Below are 12197 nucleotides of genomic sequence, written 5' to 3'. Positions count from 1 at the left end.
GCTGCGGCAGGGGCGCCACCGCGCAACGCGCGGCCTTCAGTCGCGCGGCCCGCCGTTGCCGAACATGCGCCGCATCGCGGCGAGCCCAGCCACCAGGGCATTGGCGTAGGTGCTGTACGGATCTGCGGAGGACTCCACGGGAAGGTAGGGCAAAGCCTCTTCCATGGCGTAGTCCGTGGCTTCCATGAGGACCCAGTAGAACTCGCCGTCCTCGAGCTCGTGCACCGTCAACGCGATATTTCGCAATAGGGACATGGGCAATAGGAGTGGGGAATAAGCGGCACGCTCACATCGTAGGCATGGCGCCAAAAAACGCCTGCGGAGAAAGTCACGCTTTATTACAAATGTCAATTGATGCGATTGAATTGCAGGTTGTTGTCGACAGCAATGGGTATTTTCCACACGCCGCTCGCTTGCTTCTCCTACATCGCCGCGGGTTGCCGGCGACCTATTCTCCAACTGTCTCGGGAGCCATTGAACGACCCGACGGAGGACCGCCATGAAGAACTTTTCGCTCGAGCCCAGCATGACCGCCACGATGGGGGGTGCCTTCTATCCCACGGGCTATTCCATGGTGATGTTTCCCAGTTCCGAAGACGCCAAGAAGGTCGGGCAGCGATTGGCGGAAAAGGGATTCGGTGCCGATACGATCTATTTGATTCCGCCGGAGATCGTGTTGTCGCAAATCACCCCGACGACCAGCGATGCCGACAACCCGCTGCCCAGCGCCGGCACCGAGGGCGCCACCGTGCGCGCCTACACCAAGCTGGCCCGCGAAGGCCACAGCGCGTTGCTGGTGAAAACCAAAGACGAAGAAGCCGCCGAGCGACTGATGGAAGTGGTGCGAACCGTGCCGTATTCGATCGCGCAGCGCTATCGGATGCTGGTCATCGAAGACCTCTGAGCCGCAGGGCTCGCCTTCATCAGGCGGGCGTTGCCCGACGCACCACATCGCGCGCCATCGCCTGTGCCAACTCGTGCTCGCCAAGGAAGACCGTCACAGCAGCCTCCTGCGTGAGCAACCGGGCTTCGTCCTCGTTGTGGCTGCGGATGACGGTTTCGATACCGGGGTTGAGCGTTCGGGCCGTCTCGACCATCTGACGCACGTTCATCGCATCCGGGGTGGCGATCACCAGCACGCGCGCCCGCGCGATGTGCGCCTGGATCAGCACCGCAGGCTCCGAGGCATCGCCCCACACGGCGGCCACGCCCTCGGTCCGCAGCTTCTCGACCAGTTCCCGGTTCTGCTCCGCCACCACGAAGGGAATGTGCTGCGCTGCCAGCACGGCGGCGATGCGCCTGCCGACCCGGCCGTAGCCCACCAGCACCACCTGGTGCGACAGATAGCGCGCCTCGGTCGTGGCCGGCAATTCGGCCAAGGGGTCGTCACGCGCCTCGAGCCCGCGCGCGAAGGACGAATGCGCATGCAGCCACTTCTGCAACGGCGCGATCAGGCTGAACCACAACGGATTGGTGGCGATGGAAATCAGCGCGCCCGCCAGGATCAGGCTCTGCCCTTCCGCCGGCATGAGCTTGAGCGACACGCCCAGTCCCACCAGGATGAAAGAGAACTCGCCGATCTGCGCCAAGCTGGCGCTCACCGTCAGCGCCGTGTTCAGCGGATAGCGGAAGGCCAGCACCAGCACGCAGGCGGCGATCGACTTCCCCACCACGATGACCAGCACCACCGCCAGCACCTGCAGCGGCCGGTCGATGAGCACCGAGGGGTCGAACAGCATGCCGACCGAAACGAAGAAGAGCACCGCGAAAGCGTCGCGCAGCGGCAGCGATTCCTCGGCCGCGCGCTGGCTGAATTCGGACTCGCGCATCACCATGCCGGCGAAAAAAGCCCCCAGCGCGAAGGACACCCCGAACAGCGCTGCCGAGGCGAAGGCGATGCTGACAGCCGCCGCCACCACGCACAGCGTGAACAGCTCGCGCGAATTGGTGCGCGCGACCTGCCAGAGGATCCACGGGAAGGCCCGACGGCCGACCACCAGCATCAGCGCCACGAAGCCACCGACCTGCAGCAGCGTGACGCCCAGCGTCGTCCAGATCGCGCTGGCATTGGCGCCGTCGGCCGTTCCGCCCAGCGTGCTCGCCAGCGGAGGCAGCAGCACGAGCACCAGCACCATCGCCAGGTCCTCGACGACCAGCCAGCCGACCGCGATGCGCCCGGTGTAGGAGTCGAGCAGCCCGAGGCTTTCCAGCGCACGCAGCAGCACGACCGTGCTCGCCACCGACAGCGCCAAGCCGAACACCAGCGCAGCGCCCAACGGCCAGTCCCACCACAGCGCCAGCGAGCCGCCCATCAGCGTGGCCACGGCGATCTGCACCAGCGCGCCCGGCACCGCGATCTTTCGGACGGCCAGCAGGTCGTCGAGCGAGAAATGCAGGCCGACGCCGAACATCAGCAGCATCACGCCGATCTCGGCGAGCTGCGCGGCGATCTCGGCATCGGCCACGAAGCCGGGCGTGAACGGTCCGATGATCACGCCGGCAAGCAGGTAGCCCACCAGCGCCGGCAGACGGACGCGCACCGCCAGGAAGCCGAGCACGAGCGCGAGCCCGAGGCCCGCCGCGATGGTGTTGATCAGGGAAACGCTGTGGGGCATCCGGGTTGGTCGCTGCGTGGGAAATCGCTGAAGGAGGTTGTCGCGACTGTAGCCGCCGGTCGCCAGCGGCCCCACGCGCCCAAGAAAAAACCCGCCGCAGCGGGTTCCTTCGTGAAGCGCGCTCGGGCCTTCAATGCATGTGCAGGCCGCCGTTGACCGAGAAGTCGGCGCCGGTCGAGTAGCCGCCTTCGTCGGTGGCCAGCCAAGAGATGATCGAGGCGATCTCGCTCGGTTTGCCCAGGCGCTTGACCGGAATCGTGGCGATGATCTTGTCCAGCACTTCCTGGCGGATCGCGTTCACCATGTCGGTGCCGATGTAGCCCGGGCTCACGGTGTTGACGGTCACGCCCTTGTTGGCCATCTCCTGTGCCAGCGCCATGGTGAAGCCGTGCATGCCGGCCTTGGCAGCGGAGTAGTTGGTCTGGCCGGCCTGACCCTTGGCGCCGTTGACCGAGCTGATGTTCACGATGCGGCCCCAGCCCTTTTCCACCATGTCAGCCACCACTTGCTTGGTGACATTGAACATGCTGTTGAGGTTGGTCTCGATGACGGCACTCCAGTCTTCGGGCGTCATCTTGAGGAACATGCGGTCGCGGGTGATGCCGGCGTTGTTGACCAGCACGTCGATGCTGCCGTGTTCGGCCTTGGCCTTGCTGAAGGCGTCGACTGTGGAAGTCCAGTCGCCGACATTGCCGACCGAGGCGTGGAAGTCATAGCCCTGCGCCTTTTGCTCACCCAGCCATTTGCCGAAGTCGCGCGTCGGGCCGCAACCCGCAATGACGGTGAACCCGTCCTTGTGAAGGCGCTGGCAGATGGCGGTTCCGATTCCTCCCATGCCACCGGTGACGTAGGCGACTTTCTTGCTCATGAATATTCCTTGGATTGGTACAACGCCCGGACAGGCCGGACCACTGTAGCGAAGTTTCTCACGGCCTCCGGCCCAGGAAAACACTGACCTGCGCAGGGAACAACTGTCACATATCGTTCCCACACGGGGCCCCGCCGGGACCGCCGGCCGTCCGTTCAGGGCAGCAGCACGATGGCGCCCGTGGTGGCGCGCCCTTCGACCGCGCGGTGTGCATCCGCCACCCGTGCGAGCGGAAAGCGTTCCCCGATGCTCGCGCGTACGGCGCCTTGCGCCATCGCCTCGAACACATCCGCCGCGTTGGCGCGGAACGTGGCCGGGTCCGCGTTGTGCGGGAAGACGGAAGGCCGCGTGAGAAACAGGCAGCCCTTCCTGTTCAGCAGCTCCGGCTGGATCTCCGGGGCCGGCCCCGAGGCCGCGCCGAACAGCACGACCAGCCCGAAGGGCGCGGTGCAGTCGAGTGAGCCGAGGAAGGTGTGCTTGGCCACCGAGTCGTACACCACGCGCGCCTTGCGCCCACCGGTCGCATCGATCACCTGCGCCACCCAGTCGGGCTGCGAATAGTCGACCGCCACCTCGCACCCCGCCGCACGCGCCACCGCGCACTTGGCGGCCGAGCCCGCGGTGCCGATCACCGTCGCGCCCAGCGCCTTGGCCCAGCCGCTCAGGATCTGGCCGACACCACCGGCCGCGGCATGCACCACGACGATGTCGCCCGGCTGCACCGCGTGCGTCTTCTTCACCAGGTACTGCGCCGTCATGGCCTTGAAGAACACGGCGGCCGCGTCCTCGTCGGAGATGCCGGCCGGAATCTTCACCAGTTTGGCCGCCGACACGTTGCGCCGGTCGGCATACGCGCCGATGCCGGCGTTCATGTAGACGACGTGGTCGCCGAGCGCCAGGTCGGCAACGCCCTCGCCCACCGCCTCCACCACGCCCGCGGCCTCGTGGCCCAGGCCGGTGGGTGCGGGCAGCGGCACCTTGCCGCTGCGCTGCGAGATGTCGAGGTAATTGAAGCCGACGGCGGTCTGGCGCAGCTGCACCTCGCCAGCCGCGGGTGCGGGCAGCGCGATGGTTTCGAGACGCATGACGTCGGGGCCGCCGAACTCGGCGAGGCGGATGGCGTGGGCTGGGGTCATGCGATCGAATCTAGCAGCGGCTCACTCGGCCTGCACGCCCGAGGCCTTGATGACCTTGCCCCACTTGGCGGTCTCGGCGGTCAGCAGCGTGCGCAGCGATTCCGGCGTGACCTTGTCCATCGGCACGATCTCCGAACTGAGCTCCGCGATGCGCGCCTTCACCGCGTCGTCCTGCAGCGCCGCGCGCAACGCGACGTTGAGTTTCGCTGTGATCTCCGGCGGCGTGCCCTTGGGCGCGTACACGCCATGCCACACCTTCACGTCGAAGCCCTTCAGGCCCTGCTCGTCCAGCGTCGGGATGGTGGGCATCGACGCCAGCCGCTTCGGCGTGGTCACGCCGAACACCTTGACCCGCGTACCGTGCTTGATGACCGGCGCGGTCTGCGTGGTCTGGTCGCACAGCAGGTCGACCTGTCCGCCCATCAGGTCGTTGAGCGCCGGACCGGCGCCCTTGTACGGCACGGTCGTGAGCTCGACGCCGATCTGGTTCGCGAAGAGCAGACCGCACAACTGCGACACCGCGCCGATGCCGGCATTGGCCAGCGACACCTTGTCCTTGTTGGCCTTCACATAGCTCAGCAGTTCCTGAAGGTTGTTCGCCGGGAAGTCCTTGCGCGACAGCAGCGTCATCGGCACGTCGAGCACCTGGCCGATGTACTCGAAGTCCTTCAACGGGTCGAACGGTAGCTTCTTGTAGAGCGCCGGCGCGGTCGCCATGCCCATGTGGTGGATCAGGATCGTGTAGCCGTTGGGCGCCGCGCGCGCCACGCGTGCCGGGGCGATGGTGCCGCCCGCGCCCACGGTGTTCTCGACGATCACCGTCTGCCCGAGCGATTTGCCCATGGGGATGGCGAGCATGCGCGCCACCACGTCGGTCGGGCCGCCCGCGGAATACGGCACGACGAGCGTCACGGGCTTGTCGGGCCAGGCGGCCTGCGCGAGAGCGGGGGCGTGCAGGGGCAACAGCGCGGCGCCGAATGCAATGCCCAGCCATGTCTTGATGGTCGATGTCATGTTTTTGTCTCAGGATGGTTGTCGAAAGGGAAAAGGAACGCTCAGGTGATCGGTGCGCTGTTCAGCCGGCGCGGCCCTCCTGCGCCAGCAGGCGCTCGGCGAGCTTGACGACCGGCCCGTCGACCATGCGGCCGTCGACGTTGACGACACCGCCGCCGGCGGCACGCACCGCATCGCGCACGCGTCGCGCCCAGGCCAGCTCGTCGGCACTCGGTGTGAAGGCGGCCTCCACGCCGACGACCTGCTCCGGATGGATGCACAGCTTGGCGCCGAAGCCGCCGCGGCGTGCACGCGAGGCCTCGGCCGTGAGCCGTGTCGCATCGCGCCAGTCGGGCGTGATGCCATCCACCGGCGGTGCCAGCTCCGCCCGGCGCGATGCCAGCACCAGCGCCAGCCGCACCGGCACGAGTTCGGCCTCGTCGGGCCCGCAGGCCAGGCCCGCGTCGGCCTGGAAATCGAGGTGTCCGAACACCAGGCGCAGCACTTGCGGCGCGGCAGCCAGGGCGTCGGCGGCATCGAGGCCGGCGACCGATTCGATCAACGGCAGCAGCGCAGCGGCCCGTCCGATGGCCTGGGCCAGCGCCGCCAGGTCGGACGCACGCTCCGCCTTGGGCAACACCACGCCGGCCAGCAGACCCTGCGCAGCCAGCTGCGCGACCAGCGCGCGATCGTCCGCGTGCCACGGCGTGTCGAATGCATTCACGCGCACCAGCAGGCGGCCGTGCGCCGACCCCGGCAAGGCAGCGAAGCTCTGCGCGATCTGGGTGCGGGCCGCGTCCTTGCGCTCCGGCGCCACCGCGTCTTCGAGGTCGACGATCACGGCGCCCGCCCCGCTCGCCAGTGCACGCGCGTGGCGCTCCGGCCGGTCGCCCGGCACGAAAAGGAAAGTGCGCGCGAGGGCCAGCGGCGATGTCGTGCCGCTCATGGCTCGGCACCGAGAAGCGGCCCGACCTTCGCCGCGGTGGCCACACGCCACAGCACGTCGATGGCGTCGCACATCTCGGCCTCTTTCGCGCCGCCGCTGAAGGCCGCGAGGCGCAGCGCCTTGGCGGTGATCTCGTCGCGACCGAGCGTGTTGCCCGGGTCGCCCTTCGGTTCATCCACGCGGCCTTCGAACACGCGGCCATCACGCGTGCGCACCGTCACCTTGCCGATCCAGCGGCGTGGGTAGGCGGCGTCGACCTCGGCGTCGAGCGCCATCCGCACGCGGTCGCGGAAGGCGCGGGTCGCGTCGTCGCGGAAGTGCGCGTCGAACTCGGCCAGCCCGGCCTGGCCGAAGCGCGCAACCAGCGCCAGCACCGTGCCCATCGAGAACTTCGACTGGTGCACCGTCGCCGGGTCGACCACCGGGCCCAGCACATCGATCGCGCCCTGGTGCACATGCGTCTGCACGTCCTCGATGTCGTCGGCGTGCAGGTCGTGCGCCTGCATCACCGCCAGCAGGGCATCGGCGGCGGGGTGCGTGTGGCGGCACGAGGCGTGGTACTTGAACGAAGTCTCGGCCAGCGCCCAGCGCGTGCCCAGGCCATCGACCAGCCTCGCCGGATCGGCATCGCTCGACATGCCCGCCGCCAGGCCCTGCGGTCCTTCGAGGATCTGCTGCGCGCCGGTGAAGCCGTCGCGTGCCAGGCTGGCGGCCATCAGGCCGGCGGCGGCCGCATGCGCCGTGTGCAGCTGCTTCGAATCGGCGGCGGTGCGCAGGAACTCCCAAAGCCCCGCAGCCTGCGTCCCGGCCGAGCCGAGGGCGTGCTGCATGCGCGCCGCATCCAGCCCGAGCAGATGGCCGGCGGTCGCCGCCGCGGCCAGCGTGCCGGCGGTGCCCGTGGTGTGGAACACCTTGTAGTGCGAGCGCCCGAGGAACTCGCCGACGCGGATGCCCACCTCGTAGCCGGCCACCGCGGCGGTCAGCAATTGCCGGCCGCTCGCGCCCAGCGCCTGCGCCCAGGCGAGCGCGACCGGGAACACCACCGTCGCCGGATGGAACACCGAACCGTTGTGCACGTCGTCCTGCTCGGCCACGTGCGAAGCGGCGGCGTTCACCATCGCCGCGAAGTACGGGCTGCTGCGGCCGCGGCCGACCAGCACTTCGCTCGCGCCGTCGGTCGGGCCCATGGCACGCGCGAAGGCGGCAATGGACTCGACCGGGCGCGCACCATGGCCGGCGATGGCCGAGCCGAACCAGTCGACCAGCAGGTCTTCGGCGCGTCGCACCACGGGTGTGGGAATGTCCTCGAAGCGCAGGTCCGCGGCGAATCGGGCGAGCAATGCGGTCGTCATCAAGTCGCCTCCGCCGCGCGCAGTGCCGCGATGTCGGCCGCGTTGCGGCCCAGCGACTGCAGGATCGCTTCGGTGTGCTCGCCGACCGAGGGCACGGCGTCCATGCGGTAATCGAAGGCGCTCTGCCGGCCCGGCGGCAACAGCGCCGGGATGGCGCCCGCCGGCGAGCCCACGTCGCGCCAGCGCCCACGCGCCTGCAGCTGCGGATGCGACCACAGGCCGGCCATGTCGTTCATGCGCGCATTGGCGATCTGCGCGGCGTCGAGCCGTTCCAGCACCTGCGCGCTGCTCAGCGCAGCGAAAACCTCGAGGATGAGCGCCTTCAGTGCATCGCGGTGCTCGTTTCGCTTCGCGTTGGCGTCGAAGCGCGGGTCGCTCGCGAGCGCCGGCTGCAGCAGCACCTTCTCGCAGAAGACGCGCCACTCGCGTTCGTTCTGCAGGCCGAGCATCACGGTGCCGCCGTCGCCGGCCGCGAAGGGGCCGTAGGGGTAGATGGTGGCGTGCGATGCGGCGCTGCGCGGCGGCGGCGTCGCGCCCTGGTAGGCGTAGTACATCGGGAAACCCATCCACTCCGCGAGCGACTCCAGCATCGACACGTCGATGTGCGAGCCCTGGCCGGTCTTGCCCCGTTGCAGCAGCGCGGCCAGCACGCCGGTGTACGCGTACATGCCCGCGGCGATGTCGGCGATGGAGTTGCCCGACTTGCACGGCTCGTCGGGCGTGCCGGTGACCGAGAGGAAACCGGCCTCGCTCTGAATCAGCAGGTCGTAGGCCTTCTTGTCACGGTACGGCCCGTCGCCGCCGTAGCCCGAGATGTCGCAGACGATGAGCGATGGGTGCCTGGCTTGCAACACGTCGTAGCCCAGGCCCATGCGCGCCGCGGCGCCCGGTGCAAGGTTCTGCACCAGCACGTCGGCGCCCGCGATCAGTTCCTGCAGCACGGCCAGCGCGGCCGGCTGCTTGAGGTCGAGCGTGAGGCTCTCCTTGGAGCGGTTGACCCACACGAAGTGCGAGGCTTCGCCGTCCACCCGCTGGTCGTAGGCACGTGCGAAGTCGCCGGCGCCAGGGCGCTCGACCTTGATGACGCGCGCGCCCAGGTCGGCCAGCTGGCGGGTACAGAACGGCGCCGCGATGGCGTGTTCGAGCGAGATGACGGTGATGCCGTCCAAGGGTCTTGTCATGGCGGCCTCAGAACGAGCGTGGCAGCCCGAGCAGGTGCTCGGCCACATAGGAATGGATCAGGTTGGTCGAGATCGGCGCCACCTGGTAGAGCCGTGTCTCGCGGAACTTGCGCTCGACGTCGTATTCGCAGGCGAAGCCGAAGCCGCCGTGCGTCTGCAGGCAGGTGTTGGCCGCCTCCCAACTCGCCTTGGCCGCCAGGTACTTGGCCATGTTGGCTTCGGCGCCGCAGGACTGGCCGGCGTCGAACAGCGCACAGGCCTTGAAGCGCATCAGGTTCGCCGCCTCGGTCTCGATGTAGTCGGCTGCGATCGGAAACTGGATGCCCTGGTTCTGGCCGATGGCACGGCCGAACACCTGGCGGTCGGTGGCGTAGCGCCGCGCCTTGTCGACGAACCAGTAGGCGTCGCCGATGCACTCGGCCGCGATCAGCGTGCGCTCTGCGTTCAGGCCGTCCAGGATGTACTTGAAGCCCTGGCCTTCTTCACCGATCAGGTTCTCCACCGGGATCTCGAGGTTGTCGAAGAACACTTCGTTGGTCTCGTGGTTCACCATGTTCTGGATCGGGCGCACGGTCATGCCCTTGCCTCCCCGGTCCGCAATGGCCTGCTTCAGGTCGACGATGAAGATCGACATGCCCTCGGACTTCTTCCTCACCTCCGCCAGCGGCGTGGTGCGCGCCAGCAGGATCATCAGGTCGGAATGCTGGATGCGCGAGATCCACACCTTCTGGCCGTTGACGACGTAGCGGTCGCCCTTCTTCAGCGCCGTGGTCTTGAGTTGCGTGGTGTCGGTGCCGGTGGTCGGCTCGGTCACGGCCATCGACTGCAGGCGCAGTTCGCCGGTCGCGATCCGGGGCAGGTACTGGCGCTTCTGCGCTTCGCTGCCGTGGCGCAGCAGCGTGCCCATGTTGTACATCTGGCCGTGGCACGAACCCGCGTTGCCGCCGGAGAAGTTGATCTCTTCCATGATCACCGAGGCCTCGGTCAACCCGAGGCCCGAGCCACCGTAGTCGGACGGGATCAGCGCTGCGAGCCAGCCGGCCTGGGTGAGTGCGTCGACGAAGGCCTCGGGGTAGCCGCGCGCGTGGTCGACCTTCTGCCAGTAGGCGGCGTCGAAGCCGCCGCACAGCGAGCGCAATGCCTCGCGCATCTCCTGGTGGCCGTCGGGGGTGGGGATCTGTGTCTTCATCGAGGAGTTGGAGCGAGGGTCGCAGTCGCCTGCATGGTGAGCCAGCCGTCGGCGTCTTCGCCCCACAGCCGGAAGGAGTTCCTGTCGCCTGCGTCGGGGCAGCCGTGCAGTCGAAAGGGCGCGATGTCGAAGGTCGGCCGCACGGCGCGGAACTCGAAGCGCGACAGGGTCGCGTCGGGCCGCTCGCGGCGCAGCAGGTCGACCAGCAGCGTCGCGATCAGCGGGCCGTGCACGATCAGGCCGGGGTAGCCCTCGACCTCGGTGACGTAGCGGCGGTCGTAATGGATGCGATGCCCGTTGAAGGTGAGCGCCGAGTAGCGGAACAGCAGCACGTCGCCGGGCACGAGGGTGCGGCTGAAGGTGGCGTCCTGCGGTGCCGGCGTCGGCGCGGGGCTGGTCTCGCCGGGTGCCGCGGCGGCACGGTAGACGATGTCGTGCTCCTCGGTGAGCGCCAGGCCGCGTGCGTTGTGCAGCTCGTGCCGCGCCAGGACGAACACCAGTTCGCCGCTGCGGCCGGTCTTGTGCGTGACCGACGCGATCGTCGACACCCGCTTCGCGGCGTCGCCCACGCGCAGCGGGTTGCCCGGTTCCCATTGCAGGCGGCCACCCGCCCACATGCGGCGCGGCAGCGGCACCGGCGGCAGGAAGCCGCCCCGCTTCGCATGGCCATCGGCACCGATCTCCGACTGGCGGTGGTGCGGCAGAAAGTAGAGCCAATGCCACAACTCGGGCAGCCGCGTGCCGGCGACGGGCAAGGCATCGTCGCGGTCGAGCGTGGCCGACAGCGCGCGCACGGGTGCGGCGGTGATGGCATCGTCCAGCGTCTCGCTGCGGCCCTGCCAGGCCTGGAGCGCGGCGATGTCGTCGGGGGCGAGCATGGTCATCAGTCCACCGCCGCGCCGGACGACTTCACGATGCGTGCCCATTTCGCGAGATCGGTCTGCAGCAGCGCGGCGAACTGCTCGGGCGTGGTCGGCGCCGCAATCTCGACGCCCTGCTGTTCGAGCTTCTCGCGCAGGTCGGGCGTGGCGAGCGCCTTGCGCGTGCCGTCCTGCAGGGCGGTCTGCACGTCGGCCGGCAGCCCGGCGGGCGCGAACAGGCCGATCCACAGCGTGCCGTTGTAGCCCGGCACCGACTCGGCGATGGCCGGCACCTCGGGCAGCGACGGCGAGCGCTTCTCGCCGCTGACGGCCAGCGCGCGCAGCTTGCCGCTCTTGATGTGCGGCAGCGCCGACGGCAGGCTGGCGAACACGATCGGCAACTGGCCGCCTAGCACGTCGTTGATGGCCGGTGCCACGCCCTTGTAGGGCACGTGCTGCAACTGGATGCCCGCCATGTTGTTGAGCATCTCGCCCAGCAGGTGGTTGAGCGTGCCGTTGCCGGCGGACGCGTACTGGTAGTTGGCGTCCTTGCGCTTGGCCAGCGCGAGGAATTCGCTCAGCGTCTTCGCCGGGAACGCCGGGTTGACCAGCAGCACGTTGGGCACCGCGCCGATCAGGCCGACCGGCCGGAAGTCCTTCACCGGGTCGAAGCCGGGGCTCTTGTAGAGCGCCGGGTTGATGGCCTGGCTGCTGCTGATCGTCATGAGCAGCGTGTAGCCGTCCTTCGGCGCCTTGGCCACCAGCTGCGTGCCGATGTTGCCGCCCGCGCCAGGCCGGTTGTCGACTACCACGCTGGTGTTCATCACCTCGCCCAGCTTCTGGCCGACCAGCCGGCCGACGATGTCGTTGGTGCCGCCGGCAGCCTGCGGCACGACCAGCGTGACGGGGCGCGACGGGTAGGCGGTCTGGGCCGTTGCGGGAATGGCTTGCAGCAGGCTGGCGCTGACGGCCAGGCCCAGCGCGATGGTGCGGATTTGCATGGTTCTTGTCTCCTGTGTGCTGTGCATGGTGGCCGCTGCGATGGCGCGGCGCAATC

12 protein-coding genes are annotated in these 12197 nt (G+C 68.6%); 1 reads left to right on the top strand and 11 read right to left on the bottom strand.

What is annotated here, in order from left to right:
- Positions 1 to 36 precede the first annotated feature (36 nt).
- Positions 37 to 255: a hypothetical protein gene (locus ACSFBE_RS18405; RefSeq protein ID WP_435491855.1), complete on the bottom strand. Its 219-nt coding sequence runs from the start codon at positions 253 to 255 to the stop codon at positions 37 to 39.
- A 244-nt stretch (positions 256 to 499) separates the two neighbouring features.
- Here ACSFBE_RS18405 and ACSFBE_RS18400 point away from each other — a divergent pair, with 244 nt between their 5' ends.
- Complete coding sequence (locus tag ACSFBE_RS18400) at positions 500 to 904, top strand: hypothetical protein (RefSeq protein ID WP_435491854.1); 405 nt, start codon at positions 500 to 502, stop codon at positions 902 to 904.
- A gap of 19 nt (positions 905 to 923) precedes the next feature.
- Here the strand turns inward: ACSFBE_RS18400 and ACSFBE_RS18395 are convergent, their stop codons facing one another.
- The 10 genes from ACSFBE_RS18395 to ACSFBE_RS18350 all read right to left on the bottom strand — a co-directional run bounded on the left by ACSFBE_RS18395 (position 924) and on the right by ACSFBE_RS18350 (position 12141).
- Positions 924 to 2615 (bottom strand): cation:proton antiporter domain-containing protein, encoded by a 1692-nt coding sequence (locus ACSFBE_RS18395; protein ID WP_435491853.1) that lies wholly within the window; start codon positions 2613 to 2615, stop codon positions 924 to 926.
- Positions 2616 to 2745: 130 nt separating this feature from the next.
- On the bottom strand, positions 2746 to 3483 hold the full coding sequence (gene phbB / locus ACSFBE_RS18390) for an acetoacetyl-CoA reductase (protein WP_435491852.1): 738 nt from the start codon (positions 3481 to 3483) through the stop codon (positions 2746 to 2748).
- A 155-nt stretch (positions 3484 to 3638) separates the two neighbouring features.
- Positions 3639 to 4619 (bottom strand): quinone oxidoreductase family protein, encoded by a 981-nt coding sequence (locus tag ACSFBE_RS18385; protein ID WP_435491851.1) that lies wholly within the window; start codon positions 4617 to 4619, stop codon positions 3639 to 3641.
- A 21-nt stretch (positions 4620 to 4640) separates the two neighbouring features.
- The gene (locus ACSFBE_RS18380; RefSeq protein ID WP_435491850.1) at positions 4641 to 5633 is read right to left on the bottom strand and encodes a tripartite tricarboxylate transporter substrate-binding protein; all 993 of its coding nucleotides are present in this window, start codon (positions 5631 to 5633) and stop codon (positions 4641 to 4643) included.
- Positions 5634 to 5694: 61 nt separating this feature from the next.
- The gene (locus ACSFBE_RS18375) at positions 5695 to 6558 is read right to left on the bottom strand and encodes an HpcH/HpaI aldolase/citrate lyase family protein (RefSeq protein ID WP_435491849.1); all 864 of its coding nucleotides are present in this window, start codon (positions 6556 to 6558) and stop codon (positions 5695 to 5697) included.
- The gene (locus tag ACSFBE_RS18370) at positions 6555 to 7910 is read right to left on the bottom strand and encodes an MmgE/PrpD family protein (protein WP_435491848.1); all 1356 of its coding nucleotides are present in this window, start codon (positions 7908 to 7910) and stop codon (positions 6555 to 6557) included. The genes ACSFBE_RS18375 and ACSFBE_RS18370 overlap by 4 nt, the downstream gene beginning before the upstream one ends.
- Positions 7910 to 9091: a CaiB/BaiF CoA transferase family protein gene (locus ACSFBE_RS18365; protein WP_435491847.1), complete on the bottom strand. Its 1182-nt coding sequence runs from the start codon at positions 9089 to 9091 to the stop codon at positions 7910 to 7912. The genes ACSFBE_RS18370 and ACSFBE_RS18365 overlap by 1 nt, the downstream gene beginning before the upstream one ends.
- A gap of 7 nt (positions 9092 to 9098) precedes the next feature.
- Positions 9099 to 10280, bottom strand: a complete 1182-nt coding sequence (locus tag ACSFBE_RS18360; RefSeq protein ID WP_435491846.1) for an acyl-CoA dehydrogenase family protein — start codon at positions 10278 to 10280, stop codon at positions 9099 to 9101.
- Complete coding sequence (locus tag ACSFBE_RS18355) at positions 10277 to 11164, bottom strand: HTD2 family dehydratase (protein WP_435491845.1); 888 nt, start codon at positions 11162 to 11164, stop codon at positions 10277 to 10279. The genes ACSFBE_RS18360 and ACSFBE_RS18355 overlap by 4 nt, the downstream gene beginning before the upstream one ends.
- The gene (locus tag ACSFBE_RS18350; RefSeq protein ID WP_435491844.1) at positions 11164 to 12141 is read right to left on the bottom strand and encodes a tripartite tricarboxylate transporter substrate binding protein; all 978 of its coding nucleotides are present in this window, start codon (positions 12139 to 12141) and stop codon (positions 11164 to 11166) included. The genes ACSFBE_RS18355 and ACSFBE_RS18350 overlap by 1 nt, the downstream gene beginning before the upstream one ends.
- Positions 12142 to 12197 lie beyond the last annotated feature (56 nt).

It is taken from the genome of Variovorax sucrosi, assembly GCF_051216635.1.
Lineage (GTDB): Bacteria > Pseudomonadota > Gammaproteobacteria > Burkholderiales > Burkholderiaceae_C > Variovorax.
This window is presented reverse-complemented; position numbering and strand designations above follow the sequence as displayed.